The organism is Kutzneria sp. 744, assembly GCF_000568255.1.
GTDB lineage: Bacteria > Actinomycetota > Actinomycetes > Mycobacteriales > Pseudonocardiaceae > Kutzneria.
The window spans coordinates 3,966,793-3,982,456 of sequence record NZ_KK037166.1; the positions used below are offsets into that span (position 1 = coordinate 3,966,793).

Consider the following 15,664-nt stretch of genomic DNA (forward strand, 5'->3'; position numbering starts at 1 on the left):
CGCGAAGTCCCAGCCGTGGGCCGACGGCAGCTGCTCGGGCAGGAAGCCGGCCTGGATCTCCCGAGCGATGCTCATATCCCGTTCGTACTCCCGCAAGTTGGCCACTGCCGCCATGTCCTCGACGGCGATCGCCAACTGTGAGCGCTCCCAACAGGTTGACAGCCGACTGCGCAGCAACGTCGGCAAGAACGGCGGCATCACCCAGTCGAAGCCGGCCCCGACGCACTCCTCCAGCGCGGCGAAGTCGTCCTGGGGGAACACCACGATCGTCGGGGACAGCCCGTCGGCGGCGAACCGCTGCCCGAGCGTGGCCAGCTTGTGCAGCCCCAGCGAGGCCGAGACCAGCACGATGTCCGGCGGCTCCGTCGAGGCCGCCACCGTGTGCTCCTGACCCGCAACCGCGTGGCGCACCTCGAAGTCGGCCGCTCTCAGGGCCCGGTCCAGCTCACGCGTCGCCGCGTGCTCATCCGCCACCACCAGCGCGATCGTCGCCGCCATGCGTTCCTCCGTCCGTGTCCTGGACCTCCCCCACGTGCCGCTCCATCACCAAGGTGTTGACGTTGCGACCGTCCACATAGGTGTGATCGAGTCGGTCCAGACCGTTCAGGGCGAGGTACAGCCCGAGGCCGCCCTCGCCGTCGTGCGCCACGCCGTCGGCCAGGCGTGGCCCCGGGTCGTGGGAGTGGGGGTCGAACGGCGGCGCCTCGTCGGTGATGCGCACCCAGACCCGGTCCGGCTCGACCGCGCCCTCGATCTCGACCAGTCCACCCTGGCCCCGGTAGCCGTGCTGGCCGATGTTGGTGGTGATCTCGTCGACAGCCAGCCGCAGCCAGTACGAGCGGCGGGCGTCGAGACCCCCGGTTCCGGCGAGGGCGGCGACGAGGTCGGCCAGCCGCCGCCCCGCGCCCGCCTCGCCACCGCGCAGCGTCAGCCGGTGGTGGCCCGCCATCACCGCTCCGTGGCGCCCTGCATGACCAGGCTGCGGTCGAAGCCGGTCAGCCTGATCGTCTCGGCCACCTCCGGCGTGGCCCCGACCAGCACGATGTCCACGCCACGGCCCAGCTTCTGGTGCGCGAACACCAGGCAGCGCAGGCCGGCCGACGACATGTAGGTCAGGTCCTCGGCCAGCAGCACCAGCCGCCGCACCGTGCTCTCGGTGGCCTCGACGATGATCTCGTTGAGCGACGGGGCCGACCGCGAGTCCAGCTCACCGGTGAGCCGGATCGTGACCACGCCGTCGTCGGTGTGCACCTTCGTGGTGAAGCTCATAACCGCTCACTCCTCTGTGTTTCTGGCCACCAGCACGACCGTCGAGCGGGGCTCGACCCGGACGTGGTCGTCCGCCAGCGGCGGCTCCTCGCCCGGCTGGTGTACGTCCTGCCCACACACGCGGGCGGTGTCGGCGAACAGGTGCCACCGCATGCCGTCGGGCAGCGCCGGCAGCTCCAGCTCCCGGCTGTCCCAGTGCGCGTTGGCCGCGAGGTACACGCAGTCGTGCCCGATCTCGTTGTGGCAGTAGAGCAAGGCCGCCAGCAGGCGCTGGCCCGGCGACCAGTCCGGCGTCCAGGCCCGCTCCCCGTGCCAGCTGATCTCGGGGAACAGGCCGTCGCCCTGGTGGCCGCGCAGGTGCCACGGCCGGCGCAGCGCCGGGTGGGCGCGGCGGAAGGCGATGGCCGCCTTGGTGAAGCGCAGCAGCCCGGCGTTGGTCTCGGCCAGGCTCCAGTCCACCCAGGACAGTTCGTTGTCCTGACAGTAGGCGTTGTTGTTGCCGTGCTGGGTGCGGCCGAACTCGTCGCCGGCCACCAGCATCGGAATGCCGTGGCTGGTCAGCAGAAGCAGCAACAGGTTGCGGATCTGCCGGTCCCGCAGGGCGAGCACCCGTTTGTCCTCGGTGTCACCCTCGACCCCGCAGTTCCAGGAGTTGTTGTCGTTGTCGCCGTCGCGGCCGCCCTCGCCGTTTGCATCGTTGTGTTTTTCGTTGTAAGAGACGAGATCGCGCAGCGTGAAGCCGTCGTGCGCGGTGATGAAGTTGACCGACGCCGTGGGCGCCCGGTCCCGGTAGAGGTCGGGCGAGCCGAGCAGCCGGGTGGCCAGCTCGCCCGCCAGCCCGGCGTCGCCCTTCACGAACCTCCGCACGGTGTCCCGGAACTTGCCGTTCCACTCCGAGAACCGGTGGTAGTTCGGGAAGGTCCCGACCTGGTAGAGCCCGCCGGCGTCCCAGGCCTCGGCGATCAGCTTGCAGTCACGCAGGACCGGGTCGGCGGCCAGACTCTCCAGCAGCGGCGGGTTGGGTATGGGCGCGCCGTTGGGCGCCCGCACCAGGATCGCCGCCAGGTCGAAGCGAAAACCGTCCACATGGAACTGCGAGGCCCAGTGCCGCAGGCAGTCAAGCACAAAGCCGCGCACGATGGGATGGTTGCAGTTCAGGGTGTTGCCGGTGCCGCTGAAGTTGTAGTAGTAGCCGTCCGGCGTGAGCATGTAGTAGACGCTGTTGTCCAGCCCGCGGAAGGACAGCGTGGGACCGAGCTCGTTGCCCTCCGCGGTGTGGTTGAACACCACGTCCAGGATGACCTCGATGCCGGCCCGGTGCAGCTGCTTGACCATGTTCTTGAACTCGTCGGCCTGCATGCCGAGCCGCCCGGTGGCGGCCAGGCCGGCCTTGGGCGCGAAGAAGCCGATCGTGCTGTAGCCCCAGTAGTTGTGCAGCGGCGCCCCGGACCTCGGATCGTGGCGCTCGTTGTCCAGCTCGTCGAACTCGAAGACCGGCATCAGCTCGACCGCGTTGACCCCCAACGACTTCAGGTACGGGATCTTCTCCACCAGGCCGGCGAAGGTGCCGGGCTGGTCCACACCGGACGAGCTGTGCCGGGTGAAGCCCCGCACGTGGGCCTCGTAGATCACAAGATCCTCGCTGGGGATCCGCAGCTGGCGGTCCTCTTCCCAGTCGAAGTCGTCCAGCGCCACGCCGGAACGCAGCGGCCGCCGTTGCCCTCCCCAGGAATCCCTGCCGTGCACCAGCGTCGCATACGGGTCCAGCAGCACCTGGCCGCGGTCGAAGCGATGCCCCCGCTCCGGCTCGAACGGGCCGTCGGCGCGGTAGCCGTACTCGACGGTCTCGGCGTCGATGCCGAACACCGTCATCGAGTACACCGCGCCGACCACGAACTCCGGCGGGAAGTCCAGCTCCGCCAAGGGTTCCACCTCGTCCCGCCGGTACAGCACCAGCGTCATGCCGGTGGCGCCCGCGGAGTACACGGAGAAGTTCACGCCGCCGGGCACGCGGGACGCGCCGAACGGCAGGGGCCGTCCGGCGCGCACCCCGAAGCCGGCGATGCGATGGGTCGGGAACGCGTCCAGGCGCTCCGGGGACCGGCTCACTGCGGCACCTCGCTAGCGCTCGGTGTCCGCGTTCGCGGACGCACTGCGTTGAACGACTCGCTCGCAAGCTCGCTCATGCGCGGCACCTCGCTAGCGCTCGGTGTCCGCGTTCGCGGACGCACTGCGCTGAACGACTCGCTCGCAAGCTCGCTCATGCGCGGCACCTCGCTAGCGCTCGGTGTCCGCGTTCGCGGACGCACTGCGCTGAATGGTTCGCTCGCAAGCTCGCTCACGCCGCCAGGACCTCCACACCTTCGTCGACGGAACCGGCCACGGAGAAGAAGGCCAGGAACCCGGTCGCGGCCATCACGGCCCGTACCTCCTCGGACAGGCCGGACACCATCACCCTCGTGCCCATCTGCTGGCACAGCCGGTACACCAGCAGCAGCACCCGCAGGCCGGCGCTGGACATGTACGTGGTGCGGCTCAGGTCGAGCAGCACCATGCCGTGCACCGGCACCAGCTCGTCGAGGCCCTGCTGGACCCTCGGCGCGGTCGTGCTGTCCAGCTCCCCGTTCAGCGCGATCACGGTGACCGGGCCACGCATCTGCTTCTCCAGTTCCATGTCCACCACTCCAGCCGCAGCCGCTATTGGTTCTCCAACGGAGATAAATGAGCCCTCACAACAACTTCCTCAGTGCTGTCGGGCAGCGAAACGGTCATCGCCACCGGGTCGAAGTCGCCGTACGGACGGCCGTCCACCTCGACCCACTCCAGCCGCACCCGGCCCGGCGGCAGGGCGTCCGGCGCCACCCGCAGGACCCGGTCGGAGAAGCCGTCCGGCCGCGGCCGGAACCACAGGGTCAGCGGTTGGTCGTGCAGCAGCAGCCGGCCGTAGACCGTGGCCAGGAAGCACAGCTCCGAGGCGTGGTACATGCTCATCGAGTGGCTCCCCTTGAGCCGCTCGGTGCCCAGCAGGTACGGCGTCCCGTTGGCCAGCACGTTGAAGTACACGCCGCCCTCGTCGTGGTCGAGGAAGTAGTTGTTGTAGAAGGACGACGCCTCCCGGGCGTGGCGCAGGAACTCCTCGTCGCCGGTGTTGCCGGCCAGGACGAGGTAGGCCAGGATCGCCTGCTCCTGCTGCCACCAGGCCTTGCGGTCGTGCCAGGTGAAGCGCGGGATCCCCTCGCCCTCAAGGATGTTCCGCTCGACCACGTCGTACCAGCCGCCGCGGCGGGTGTCGCTGCCGACGGCCGGCATGCTCCGGCCGATCTGCTCGGCCAGCCGGCGGTAGGACTCCTTGGGGCGGATGGCGTTCATCCGCATCAGGTTCCAGGCGATCTTGAGGTTGTGCCCGACCACGGCCCGGTTCTGCTGCCAGCCCCACTCCCGGTCCGGCGACCAGTCGGCGTGGAACCGCTCCTGCACGAAGGGGCTGTCCGGATCGGGGAAGTGCTCGGTGATCAGGTCGAAGGTCTCTTCGAGCATGTCGGCGTGCCGCTTGTCCCCGGTGGCCAGGAACAGGTTGATCAGGTACGCCGGGGCGTGGTCGCCGACCGAGTTCCAGTTCTTGCGGGACCGGTTGTGGCGCAGCGACTGGTGGTGCGGGCTGAGCAGGATCGGGTCCACGTGGGAGAAGTAGCCGCCGCGCTCGGGGTCGTGGAAGAACTTCTGGAACAGGCGCAGCGTGCCGTCGATGTCCTCGGCGATGCGCGGGTCGCCGGTGACCCGGTAGGTCTGGGTCGGGCCGACCAGCGCGTAGATCTGCTCGTACGCCGGCAGAGCGTCGTAGTCGTCGCCGAATTCGGACGTGAACAGCTTCGTCTCCACGCCGTCGCGCACGTCGATGCCGTGGTACCAGTAGACGACATCCTCGTCCCGGTCCACGAACCGCATGTGCGCCCGCAGGTACTCGGTGCCTTTCTCGGCCACACCAAGGAAGTCCTCGTTGCCCGTGAGCATGTAGGCCGACGCCATGCCGTAGATCAGCCGGGAGATGGTGTCGGTCTCCTGCACGTGGTGGTCGCTCTTGTCGCCACCCAGCCGCAACATCGTGCGGTAGTCGGCGTAGTCGACCGGGTCCTTCTTGCCGAACTGGGCGCGCCGGTAGAACTGGGCCAGCTCCTCAAGCTGCTCGGCCCACCAGCCCTGCTCCTCGAAGTTGTACTCGCCGGGGCGGCGGCCGAGGAATGTGATGTGCTTGGCCTCGAACCGCCCGCCCGGGTAGAACACGCCGTACAGGTGCACATGCCGGCCCGGCACCAGGAGATCCGGCACGTGGGCGGTGGCGTCGATCGCGGGGCCGCCCAGGTTGCGCAGGAACTCGGCGTTGGTCAGGGAGCCGATGTCCGCCCGCAGCTCCCGGCCGTCGCTGGTCCTGAAGTCCAGCAGCTGCCGGTCCTGGTGGTAGGCCGTGACGTAGCCGGCGACCGTGTCGGAGAAGGTGAAATCCAGCTCAGCGGACATGGCGAACTCCTTGCCGGGCCGGGAAGGACGGGCGGTCCCACGTCCGGCGGTGGTCGGTCCGCGCCACCACGAGGTCGATGAGCGTGCGGGCGAACAGGTGGCAGTGGCCGGCGCTGCGGCCGGTGATCAGGTCGTCGTCCACGACGACGTCCTGGTCGGTGTAGCGGGCTCCCATGTTGCGGACGTCGCCGATCAGGTTGTTGTGGCAGGTGACCCGGCGGTCCCTGACCACCTCCGGGATCGGCGACACCAGCCACATGCCGTGGCAGATCACGCCCTTGAGGATGCTCGGGACCGCGAAGGCCCGGCGCAGCAGCTGCACCGCGGGGGCCAGCTCCTTGACGTCCTCGGTGTAGCGCAACCGGTCGGACACCATGCCGCCCGGCACGATCAGGGCGTCGTAGCCGGCCAGCCGTTCGTCGTCGACGGCCTCGAGATCGCCGTTGACGGCCATCGGCGCCTGGTACTCGTGGCCGTAGAAGGTGATCGACTCCTGCCCCCACAGCCGGGTCAGCAGGTCGACCCGTGCGCCCTCCTCCGCGAACCGCCGTTCGTAGTACGCGATTTCCGGCTCCACGTAGTCGCTCTCCATCAGGATGGCGACATTCCGGCCGACCAGCCGCCCGGTGTCGGCGACGGGTACCGAGATCGTCACTTGTCCGCCTCCTATCCCGTCACGAGGTCGATGAGGAACGGGCCGTCGTGGGCGAGCATCCGCTCGACGGCGGCCGGCACCTGCTCCGGCTTGTCCACCCGCATCGCCGGCACGCCCAGGCTTTCCGCCAGCCCGGCGAAGCCGATCTCGGGGTGGCCGAGGTCGAAGCCGCGGGGGTGCACGTGCTGGCCGATGTCCCGCTCCGCGAAGTAGCGGTCGATGTTGTCGTCCAGCAGCTGGTACCGGTGGTTGTTGCAGATCACGAACTTGGCCGCCACGTTGTGCCGCGCGGCGGTCCACAGGGCCTGGATGGTGTACATGCTGCCGCCGTCGCCGGTGAAGCCGATCACCGGCGCGTCCGGGCGGGCCAGCTTCGCCCCGATGGCGCCGGGAATGCCGATGCCCAGGGAGCCGCCGCGGGTGGCGAAGTATGTGCCGGGGACGCGCCTCGGCAGATGCGAGGTCAGGTGGGGGGACGCCGTCAGGGCCTCGTCGAAGACGATCAGGTCATCGCCGGTGTGCGCGGCGATCTCGGCCGCGAACACCGCCATCAGCGGGCTGTCCGCCGACACCTCGGGCAGCGGCAGCAGCTCGAACTCGCCGCGGGCCCGGCCCTTGTTGCGCAGGCCTGTGGCCAGGTACGACAGCGTCGGCTTGGGGTCGGCCACCAGCGCGATGTCCACCGGGTGGTTCTTGGCGATCTCGTAGTCGTCCAGATCGATGTGCACGATCTTGGCGTGCTCCGGGAACGGATTGTCCAGTGCCGGGAAGACCTCCGGGAACACGTACGTGCCGACGATCAGCACCGCGTCCACATCGGACAGTCGACGCGCGCTGTCGCCGCCGAACATGTGACCGGTGTTGCCGCGGTAGAGCGGGTGCCGGGGATCCATGTTCAGCTCGGAGTTGTCCACGCCGTAGACCGGGGCGTCCAACAGCTCCGCCACCGCCGTGAGCTCCTCCTGCGCGCCGGAGACCGACACCCCGTCGCCCATGAGCACGATGGGATTACGCGCGGCGGCAAGGAGTTCCACCGCCTCGGCGATGTCCCGCGCCTCCGGCGCGACCACCCGGTTGGGAATGACGGTCGGCACCGCCGCCTCGGCCGTGAGCTCGTCGAGGACATCCATCGGCAGCGCCACGAAAACCGGCCCGCGCGGCGGCGTCATCGCCATCTTCACGGCCCGGCGCAACACCCGCAGCACCGACGAGGGATCGATCACCCGCGTCGCGTACTTGGTCACCGGCCGCGCCATCGCGACCAGGTCGGCGGCCATCTGGGCGTCCATCGCGTCGTAGCGGACCCCGGACTCACCGGCCACCACCACCAGCGGCGAATGCCCCCGCTTGGCCTGGTAGAGCATGCCGATCCCGTTGCCCAGCCCCACGCCCGAGTGCAGCTGCACCAGGGCGGGGCGGGCGCCGACGCGGGCGAAGCCGTCCGCGATGCCGATCGCAACGGTCTCCTGTAGCGCCAGCACGTAGTCGAAGTTCGGCACGGACTCCAGCGCGTCGAGAAAGCCCTGCTCGACCGTGCCGGGATTGCCGAACATCGTGCTGATGCCGTCCGCGAGGAACTGCTCGAAGACGGCGGCCTTGCCGGGCCGTGGAGTCATCGCCGGGTCACCAGCCGTACCGGCGAAGCCCCGACTCCAGCACCTCGACCAGCTTCTGGCCGGCCAGGAAGGAGTCCGGGGTCGACCGCGCCGTGATGAACGGGAAGTCCACCAGCACCGAGGTCTCGTGCCCGACGTTGCCGTGGTAGCGGCCGGTCGGGCCGGTGGCGTCGCGCAGGATGTACTCCAGCGGGTACGGCGGCGGGCCCATGTTGAACTCCACTCCGACGAAGCCGGTGCCGTCCTTGTAGTCGTACTCCTTGCAGTGCCCGGTGACGTGCTTGCCGTCGATGATGCTGGTCCGGTCCTCCCAGTCGCGGGCGAACGCCAGGCAGGCCACGCCGTAGCACTCGGCGACGAGCGGCTTGTCGGCCCGCTTGAAGGCCAGCACCAGCTCGTGCACGCGGCCGTTGTTGGCCAGGTCGACGATGGGCCCGCTGCCGCCGACGATCACCATCGCGTCGAACGAGCGCAGCTCCTCGGCCACCTCGTCCAGCTCGCGGTAGTAGGCCTCGATCCGCCGCAGGAAGCCGGATTCGCTGTTGTACGGCCGGTCCGGCACCCACTCGGCGAGGCTGACCGGGTTGTCGAGCCGGCCCGAGCGGTCCAGCTCGGCGGCGGCCGCGGCCACCTCCGGCGTGGTCACCGAGCGGCCCAGCGGCGGGTCGATGTAGCCGGGGTCGAGACTGGGCGGCAGCGGCACCGGCCGCTTTCCGGTCGGCGTGGCGAACACCGTCTGGTAGCCCTGCTCGTCGCAGGCCGCCAGCGGGCCGACCAGTTCCTCGCCCCAGTATCCGTACTCGGACAGGATGAAGAGGATCTTCTTGGACATGGGTGCTCCCCGCTCGATCGTGGCATCAACTCCGAAGTCAACCCGCCGAGTGGTTGCCCCACAACGCATCCGGCACTACTCCAGGGACTTGACGCAGCCATCGGCGTGGCACCGGGGCGACTGCGTCAGGTCGACGCGCATGAGCACCGCTCACAGCGCGACCATCGGTGCGGATGCCGCCTCGGCAACGGGAGTGAGCCATGCCTGAACGACACCGCCCCATGGTGCTCGCGGTGGACGACGACCCGCACGTGCTGCGGGCGATCCGGCGCGACCTGAGCCGGCACTACCAGGATCGGTACCGGGTGGTCGCCGTGGACTCGCCGCTGGCCGGCCTGCAGCTGCTGGAAACCGTGCGGCAGCGTGGCGAGGAGCCGGCGCTGCTGATCGCCGACCAGCGCATGCCGGAGATGACCGGAGTCGACTTCCTGGCCCGGTCGCTGGAGATGTTCCCCCGGGCCCGGCGGGTGCTGCTGACGGCGTACGCGGACACCAACGCGGCCATCGACGCGATCAACCGGGTGCGGCTGGACCACTACCTGGTCAAGCCGTGGGAGCCGCCACAGGAGCGGCTGTATCCCGTACTGGACGAGCTGTTGGAGGACTGGCAGCGGTCGTATCTGCCGCCGTACGACGGGATTCGCGTGATCGGGCACCGGTTCGCGCCGGCGACGCACCGCGTGCGGGACCTGTTGACCCGGCTGCATCAGCCGTTCCGCTTCGAGGACGCGGAGGACTCATCGGTGCCGGGTCCGCTGCCGGCGGTGCTGCTGCCGGACGGCAAGGTGCTGTCGCGGCCGTCCAACAGTGATCTGGTGGATGCGTTGGGGCTGCGGGGAACCGAGCCCCGGCAGCACTATGACCTGGCCATCGTCGGCGGCGGGCCCGCCGGTCTGGCGGCTTCGGTCTACGGTGCGTCGGAGGGCCTGTCGACGCTGCTGGTCGAGTCGTACGTGCCCGGTGGGCAGGCTGGAACCTCAAGCCGGATCGAGAACTACCTGGGTTTCCCGGCCGGGGTCAGCGGCGCCGAGCTGATCCGCCGCGCGGTCGCGCAGGCGCGGCGGTTCGGTGCCGAGGTGCTGGCCCCGGCCGACGCCACGTCCCTGCGAACCTCCGGTCGGGCGCGGGTGTTGACGTTGGCCGACGGGCGGGAGATCAGCGCCAGCACGGTGTTGCTGTCCCCCGGGCTGCGCTACAACCGGCTGGAGGCCGAGGGGGCGGAGCGGTTCGAGGGCGCCGGGATCTACTACGGGGCAACGACTTCCGAGACGGCGTCCTGCGTCGGCCGGCACGTGTTCATCGTCGGCGGGGCCAACTCGGCCGGGCAGGCGGCCGTGCACTTCGCCAAGCACGCCGGCCAGGTGAGCCTGGTGATCCGGGGCGACCGGCTGGACAAGGGCATGTCCCAGTACCTGGTGGACGAGATCACCGCCACCGGCAACATCGAGGTGCGGCTGAACACAGAGATCGCCGCCGCCCACGGGAAAGAGCAGCTTGAGGGTGTCACCCTGCTCAACACCCTCGACGGCTCGACCTCACACTCCGACGCGGAATACGTGTTCACGTTCATCGGCGCGCGGCCCAACACCGAGTGGCTGGCCGGGCCGGTGGCCATGGACGACCGGGGCTTCATCCTCACCGGGCCGGACATCCCCGGTGACACGGCGTGGGATCTGCCGCGGCAGCCGTTCCTGCTGGAGACGAGCGTGCCTGGGGTGTTCGCGGCCGGGGACGCCCGGGCCAATTCCATGAAGCGCATCGCCTCCAGCGCCGGCGAGGGCGCGATGGCGGTGGCGTTGGTGCATCGGTATCGGGCCGACAGCTGACGCGCCAAATGCCCCGGGACCCTCCGGATCCCGGGGCATTTTCTCGGTTGTGCTCAGGTCAGCGGTGGGGTGTCGCCGCGCGGCTCCAGGCCGTTGACCACATAGTCACGCAGGCCGAGCCGGCCGTCGGCGCCGATGCCGACGATCCAGTCCTGGTCGGCCTCGTACTCCAGGATCGCGCTGTCCGGGTCGGGCGCGTTCCAGACCCGGGTGCGCCAGTTGACCAGGACATGCACGCGGGCGACGTCGCCGACCAGCTCCACGTCGGCCAGGTCGACCCGGTGGGCCTCGTCGAAGAACTTGTGCGTCACCACGTCGTACCAGTCGTGCAGTCCCTGACGGCTGTCCACAGTGGTCTCCGGGAAGACGAAGCGGACCTCGTCGTCGAGGTAGGCCTCGATCTCCTCCCATGGGCGGTGCCGGTCCAGCGCGCGGTACCAGTCGGCGACGAACGTCTGGATCTGCTGGGTGATCGTGTTGTTGGCGGTCTGATAGTCAAGCGACATCGCGGAAGCTCCAGTGTCGGATCGGCGGGACCTAGGCCTGGTCGCGGTAGCCCTGGCTGATCTCGACGACCACGCCGTCGGGGTCGGACAGCCAGGCCGAGCGCCAGCCGGGGATGAAGTCGTGGAAGTCCAGCGGTCCCAGCTGCACCGGGATCTGACCGTCGGCGGCGGCCAGGAACGCGTCCAGGTCGTCGGTCTGAAAGGCCAGGTGCCGGGGCGCGCCGGGCTGCTGCGGGCCGTCGTCCTTGCTGGCCGGCGCCGGGTCGGCCGTGGAGCCGAACAGCTCCAGGTAGGCGTCGCCGTTGCGCAGGAACACGATCCGGTCCTCGCCCAGCTCCACCACCCGGGCCCGGCGGAACCCGAACCAGGTGCGGTAGAAGGACTCCGTGCTGTCGAGGTCGCGGCAGTTGAGGGCGACGTGCGACCAGCGCGGCGGCTCAGCCATGGTGCTCCTCCTTGATGAAGTCGGCCGCCCGTTCGGCGATGGCGACGACGGCCGTGTGGCAGTTGCCCGACGGCACCGCCGGCATCACGCTGGCGTCCACCACCCGCAGGCCGTCGATGCCGTGCACGCGCAGCCGTGGGTCCACAACGGACAGTTCGTCCACGCCCATCCGGCACGAGCCGGCCTGGTGGTGGTAGCTGTCCGCCCGGGCCCGCACGAAGGCCGTCAGCTCCTCGGCCGACCGGACATCGGGGCCGGGCAGCAGTTCGCCCTTGAGCTGCCCCGCGAAGGCCGAGGTGGCGAAGATCTCCCGGGACAGCTCGACCGCCTGCACCAGCCGGCACAGGTCGGCCGGATCGGCCAGGTAGTTGGGGTCCACCAATGGTTTCGCCAGCGGGTGCTCGCTGGCCAGTCGCACGCTGCCCCGCGAGTACGGCCGGACGACGCCAGGCAGGATGCTGACCGCGTTGGGGTGCTGCTGGCCGACGATGATGTCGAACGGCACGTGCACGAAGGCGATCTGGAGATCCGGCGCGGGCAGGCCCGGCTCGGACGTGGTGAACAGCGCCGACTCGGACAGGTTCTGGTGCCCGGGCTCGACCGGCTCCCGCGTCTCCGCGATCAGGCCGGTCAGCACGTGGTTGTGGAAGTTCTCACCCACGCCACGCAGTGGGTCCACTACAGGAATACCGAAGCCGCGCAGCTGTTCCGGCGAGCCGATGCCCGAGAGCAGCAACAGCTTCGGGGACTCGATCGCGCCCGCGGACACGATCACCTCAGCCGTGGCCCGCACCTCGAACGTGCCGGGGTGACATTCCTGGGCCGGTATCGCGTGCCGGCCGTCGTCGGTCGTCGCCGCCGGCGCGTTCTGCCGGTACCGGACGCCGCTGCACCGCGGGCCCTCGAAGGTCAGGTTCAGGGCCTGCGCGTCGGTCCGCACCGTCAGGTTGGGACGGTCGGCCGCTGGCTCCAGATAGGACACCAGTGCACCGCGCCGTTGACCGTCCTCCACGTCCAGGTGGTGCCAGCCGGCGCCGATCATGTTGGCGCCGTTGAAGTCCGGGACCTCGGGGTAGCCGAGTTCGACACAGGCGTCGATGAACGTGCGGGACAACGGGTTCGGCTTGTGCTGCCCCGCGTTGGTCACGCGTTGCGGGCCGCCGTGTGCGGGGCCGTCCTCCTGGTTGGCCAGTCGGGCGAAATACGGCGCGAGGTCCCGGTAGGACCACCCCGCCGCCCCCTGGTACGCCCAGGCGTCGAAGTCGCTCGGGTGCCCCTGGACGTGCATCATGATGTAGAGATTGCTGCTGCCGCCCAGGCCCTTGCCCCGCGGCTCGTAGGTGCTGCGGCCGTCGAGGCCGGGCTGCGGCACGCTCTGGTAGCCCCAGTCGATGCCGGATCCCAGCAGGGTGAACCACAGCGACGCGTCGTCCACCGCTGCCGGCACCCAGGATCCGCCCGCCTCCAGCAGCAGCACCCGCGCCGCCGGGTCCTCGGACAGCCGGTTGGCCAGCACGCTGCCGGCGGTGCCGCCGCCGACGACGACGTAGTCGAACTCCTGCATGATCCGGCCTCTCGCCTCAGGCTCCCGACAGCACCGCGAACGGGGCGGTGTCGTGGAAGTTGGCCATGTAGCGGATGCGGCCGTCCACGATCCGGAAGTAGTTGGCCACCTCGGCCGTGATCGTGTCGCCGCCGTGCGTGCGGGCGGTGATGCGGGAGACCACCGCGGCCTGTTCGCCGTCGACCACGACATGCTGCGGCACGTTGTGGAACTCCGCGTACATGTCGGGGAAGCCGGCCATCATCGAGCGCAGCGTCTCCCGGCCCTCGACCCGGCCGGCCAGCTGCTCCTGCATGACCTGGTCCTCGGCGAACAGGTCGGTCCACGCGTTCCACTCGCCGCGGTTGGCCAGCTCGTAGTAGCGGTTGACGACATCCCTGGTGTTCATCGTCCTACCTTTTCCTCTGGTGGCAACGAAGGCGGCGGACGCCCGGCGTGAGCGCGGGCGCCCGCCGGGGGTCAGCCGACAAAACGGCTGAACTCACCCGTGCCGTCGCCGAACATGGCGCCCTTGCCCTCGACGATCTTGCCGTCGCGCCACCGCAGGTAGTGCACCTCGTCGATGCTCAGCGTGGTCGACGGGTCGTCCGCCCGGTGCGCGGTGTTGTGCGTGAGCACGACGGCCAGGTCCTCGCCGACGAGCAGGCCGGTGCGCTCCATGGCCAGCGAGCCGCCGGTCACCTCGCCCATCGTCTTCATGAAGCCGAGGAAGCCGTCGATTCCCTTGTGCACGCCCGAAACGCGGCCGTCGCCGGCGGCGAGCCAGGTCATGTCGGCGTCCCAGTACTGCCCGATGACCGCCGGGTCGCCGCTGCCGAGCGCCTCGTAGGCGGCCAGCACACGTTCCTGCGTCAGCTGCGTGGACATGGTCGTCCCCTCACTTGGCCCAGCGCTGCGGGATGGGCGCCAGCGCGATGGCCTGCCAGAAGAAGTTGTCCGCGGAGTACTGGTCGCTCAGGTAGACCTGGACCTCCTTGATGCGGCCGTTCTCGATCCGGTAGTGGGTGCAGTTCATCGCGTCCAGCTTGGCCCCGGGCACCTCGCCCACGCCGCGGTGGGTCTCCACCACGGTGTCCTCGCCCCACGCGTCGATCTTGATCGGCAGCACCTGCACGCCGGTGGCGACCAGGCCGCCGAAGAAGGCGACGACCTCGTCCACGCCGTTCTTCGTGCCGCCGACCGGGCTGCGGCCGGGCAGCGTCCACACCACGTCCGGCGCGAACACCTCGCGGCGCACCGTCTCCAGGTCGCCCTCGTTGAAGCGGTCGTACATCTTCTGAACCAGCGCCACATTGCTCGTGCGCACGTCGACCACAGTTTCCGTCACGGCCGTTCATCTCCTCCGACTGAATGGGTGTCGCGGGCACCGGTTCCGCGTGCCGTCGCGACACCCAGTGAACCCGCCGGGCCGAGGTCACGGCAACGAGATCCCGTACGGCACAAGTACTTCCGGATGTCGACGGAGAAAATACCGTTGAGGCAAAGGATTACGTTCTGTCCACAATAGACGAGACGCCGGCCGCATCAGGGGGCGGCCGGCGTCGTCGGGGCGGTGGCTCACCACGGGATGCGCTTGCGCTCCCGGAAGAAACCGCCGTTGGGGCCGTTGTCCGGCAGCGTGGCCAGCCACAGCGCGGTGTCCGCGCCGTCGGCCACGCTCAGCGGCGCGCCGCCGCCACCCATCCGCGTCCGCACCCATCCCGGGCACATCGCGTTCACCTTGACACCACGGGGAACCGCCGCCGACACGACCAGGGTCAGCGCGTTCAGCGCGGCCTTGGCGATGCCGTAGGCCGGCGGGTGCGGCACGCTCTCGGTCATCGCGCCGCCGCCGGCGGACACGTTGACCACCCGCCCGTAGCCGCGGTCGACCATGCCCGGCACGAAGGCCTGACAGGTGCGGAACGCGCCCATCATGTTGATCTGCAACGACTCCGTGAACATCTCCTCGGTCACGTCGAAGAACGACGTGGTCGGGTAGATGCCCGCGTTGTTGACCAGTACGTCGATCTCGACGCCGTCGGCGGCCAGCCGCGCGGCGCAGTCCCGCACGCTGTCCCCGTCGGTGACGTCCATCTGCTCGGCCCGGGCAGGCCCGGGCACGTCCTTCAGCGCCGCCTGCCCGCGCCGCTCGTCCCGCGCGGTCAGCACGATGTCGAGCCCGGCGGCCGCCAGTTGTCGGCACACCTCCAGGCCGATGCCCCTGTTCGCGCCGGTCACCAGGGCCGTGCGGCGGCCGTTCCCGTTGCGGCTCATGGGTGCTGTGTTCTCCCGTCAGTGCGTGAGCACGTCGTCCTTGGCCAGCGCGTCGAACAGCGGGCCCCAACCGTCCGGCGCCGCGCCGCTGTCGTTGTACATCTCGAAGGTAAGCCCGGCCGCCTGCGGCAGCACGATGGCCTGCAACGCAGGCCTCCGCCACATCGTCACGGGTGATCT

General features: G+C 69.7%; 17 protein-coding genes. 1 reads left to right on the top strand and 16 read right to left on the bottom strand.

The annotated features are described in order from the left end of the window. The 9 genes from KUTG_RS61375 to KUTG_RS17715 all read right to left on the bottom strand — a co-directional run. The coding region (locus KUTG_RS61375; protein WP_043718229.1) for an ANTAR domain-containing protein at positions 1-498 on the bottom strand (498 nt) is incomplete at its 3' end. Beyond that, positions 464-949: an ATP-binding protein gene (locus KUTG_RS17680; protein WP_052394803.1), complete on the bottom strand. Its 486-nt coding sequence runs from the start codon at positions 947-949 to the stop codon at positions 464-466. The genes KUTG_RS61375 and KUTG_RS17680, both read right to left, overlap by 35 nt. Beyond that, the gene (locus KUTG_RS17685) at positions 949-1,269 is read right to left on the bottom strand and encodes an STAS domain-containing protein (RefSeq protein ID WP_043718231.1); all 321 of its coding nucleotides are present in this window, start codon (positions 1,267-1,269) and stop codon (positions 949-951) included. Before KUTG_RS17685 ends, KUTG_RS17680 begins: the two co-directional genes overlap by 1 nt. Positions 1,270-1,275: 6 nt before the next feature. Next, entirely contained in the window at positions 1,276-3,378 is a 2,103-nt protein-coding gene (glgX, locus tag KUTG_RS17690; protein ID WP_043718233.1) for a glycogen debranching protein GlgX, read from the bottom strand. Between the two features lie 229 nt (positions 3,379-3,607). Next, positions 3,608-3,943: an STAS domain-containing protein gene (locus tag KUTG_RS17695; RefSeq protein WP_043729733.1), complete on the bottom strand. Its 336-nt coding sequence runs from the start codon at positions 3,941-3,943 to the stop codon at positions 3,608-3,610. Positions 3,944-3,966: 23 nt separating this feature from the next. Beyond that, a complete protein-coding gene (locus KUTG_RS17700; protein ID WP_043718235.1) occupies positions 3,967-5,784 on the bottom strand; it encodes an AGE family epimerase/isomerase in 1,818 nt (605 codons plus the stop codon). Next, positions 5,774-6,439: a DJ-1/PfpI family protein gene (locus KUTG_RS17705; RefSeq protein WP_052394806.1), complete on the bottom strand. Its 666-nt coding sequence runs from the start codon at positions 6,437-6,439 to the stop codon at positions 5,774-5,776. Before KUTG_RS17705 ends, KUTG_RS17700 begins: the two co-directional genes overlap by 11 nt. An 11-nt stretch (positions 6,440-6,450) precedes the next feature. Next, entirely contained in the window at positions 6,451-8,055 is a 1,605-nt protein-coding gene (locus KUTG_RS17710) for a thiamine pyrophosphate-binding protein (protein ID WP_043718238.1), read from the bottom strand. Between the two features lie 7 nt (positions 8,056-8,062). Beyond that, positions 8,063-8,887, bottom strand: a complete 825-nt coding sequence (locus KUTG_RS17715; protein ID WP_043718240.1) for a type 1 glutamine amidotransferase domain-containing protein — start codon at positions 8,885-8,887, stop codon at positions 8,063-8,065. A gap of 200 nt (positions 8,888-9,087) precedes the next feature. Here KUTG_RS17715 and KUTG_RS17720 point away from each other — a divergent pair, with 200 nt between their 5' ends. Continuing rightward, complete coding sequence (locus KUTG_RS17720; protein ID WP_043718241.1) at positions 9,088-10,713, top strand: NAD(P)/FAD-dependent oxidoreductase; 1,626 nt, start codon at positions 9,088-9,090, stop codon at positions 10,711-10,713. A 53-nt stretch (positions 10,714-10,766) separates the two neighbouring features. Here KUTG_RS17720 and KUTG_RS17725 read toward each other — a convergent pair whose 3' ends face one another. From KUTG_RS17725 to KUTG_RS17755, 7 genes are all read right to left on the bottom strand, one after another. Beyond that, positions 10,767-11,219 (bottom strand): nuclear transport factor 2 family protein, encoded by a 453-nt coding sequence (locus KUTG_RS17725; protein WP_052394810.1) that lies wholly within the window; start codon positions 11,217-11,219, stop codon positions 10,767-10,769. Positions 11,220-11,250: 31 nt separating this feature from the next. Beyond that, positions 11,251-11,664, bottom strand: coding sequence for a VOC family protein (locus KUTG_RS17730; protein WP_043718243.1), 414 nt, complete (start codon positions 11,662-11,664; stop codon positions 11,251-11,253). Beyond that, positions 11,657-13,228, bottom strand: coding sequence for a GMC family oxidoreductase (locus tag KUTG_RS17735; RefSeq protein WP_043718245.1), 1,572 nt, complete (start codon positions 13,226-13,228; stop codon positions 11,657-11,659). The genes KUTG_RS17730 and KUTG_RS17735 overlap by 8 nt, the downstream gene beginning before the upstream one ends. A 16-nt stretch (positions 13,229-13,244) precedes the next feature. Beyond that, positions 13,245-13,616, bottom strand: coding sequence for a nuclear transport factor 2 family protein (locus KUTG_RS17740; protein ID WP_043718247.1), 372 nt, complete (start codon positions 13,614-13,616; stop codon positions 13,245-13,247). 71 nt (positions 13,617-13,687) lie between these two features. Next, on the bottom strand, positions 13,688-14,095 hold the full coding sequence (locus tag KUTG_RS17745) for a nuclear transport factor 2 family protein (protein ID WP_043718249.1): 408 nt from the start codon (positions 14,093-14,095) through the stop codon (positions 13,688-13,690). A gap of 10 nt (positions 14,096-14,105) precedes the next feature. After that, positions 14,106-14,555, bottom strand: coding sequence for a nuclear transport factor 2 family protein (locus KUTG_RS17750; protein WP_157494601.1), 450 nt, complete (start codon positions 14,553-14,555; stop codon positions 14,106-14,108). A gap of 230 nt (positions 14,556-14,785) precedes the next feature. Next, complete coding sequence (locus tag KUTG_RS17755) at positions 14,786-15,484, bottom strand: SDR family NAD(P)-dependent oxidoreductase (protein WP_043718251.1); 699 nt, start codon at positions 15,482-15,484, stop codon at positions 14,786-14,788. Between the last annotated feature and the right edge of the window lie 180 nt (positions 15,485-15,664).

Coding starts and splice junctions, on each gene's coding strand:
- KUTG_RS17680 (WP_052394803.1), bottom strand. CDS start 949: ATGGCGGGCCACCACCGGCTGACGCTGCGCGGTGGCGAGGCGGGCGCG.
- KUTG_RS17685 (WP_043718231.1), bottom strand. CDS start 1,269: ATGAGCTTCACCACGAAGGTGCACACCGACGACGGCGTGGTCACGATC.
- KUTG_RS17695 (WP_043729733.1), bottom strand. CDS start 3,943: ATGGAACTGGAGAAGCAGATGCGTGGCCCGGTCACCGTGATCGCGCTG.
- KUTG_RS17700 (WP_043718235.1), bottom strand. CDS start 5,784: ATGTCCGCTGAGCTGGATTTCACCTTCTCCGACACGGTCGCCGGCTAC.
- KUTG_RS17710 (WP_043718238.1), bottom strand. CDS start 8,055: ATGACTCCACGGCCCGGCAAGGCCGCCGTCTTCGAGCAGTTCCTCGCG.
- KUTG_RS17715 (WP_043718240.1), bottom strand. CDS start 8,887: ATGTCCAAGAAGATCCTCTTCATCCTGTCCGAGTACGGATACTGGGGC.
- KUTG_RS17720 (WP_043718241.1), top strand. CDS start 9,088: ATGCCTGAACGACACCGCCCCATGGTGCTCGCGGTGGACGACGACCCG.
- KUTG_RS17725 (WP_052394810.1), bottom strand. CDS start 11,219: ATGTCGCTTGACTATCAGACCGCCAACAACACGATCACCCAGCAGATC.
- KUTG_RS17730 (WP_043718243.1), bottom strand. CDS start 11,664: ATGGCTGAGCCGCCGCGCTGGTCGCACGTCGCCCTCAACTGCCGCGAC.
- KUTG_RS17735 (WP_043718245.1), bottom strand. CDS start 13,228: ATGCAGGAGTTCGACTACGTCGTCGTCGGCGGCGGCACCGCCGGCAGC.
- KUTG_RS17740 (WP_043718247.1), bottom strand. CDS start 13,616: ATGAACACCAGGGATGTCGTCAACCGCTACTACGAGCTGGCCAACCGC.
- KUTG_RS17745 (WP_043718249.1), bottom strand. CDS start 14,095: ATGTCCACGCAGCTGACGCAGGAACGTGTGCTGGCCGCCTACGAGGCG.
- KUTG_RS17755 (WP_043718251.1), bottom strand. CDS start 15,484: ATGAGCCGCAACGGGAACGGCCGCCGCACGGCCCTGGTGACCGGCGCG.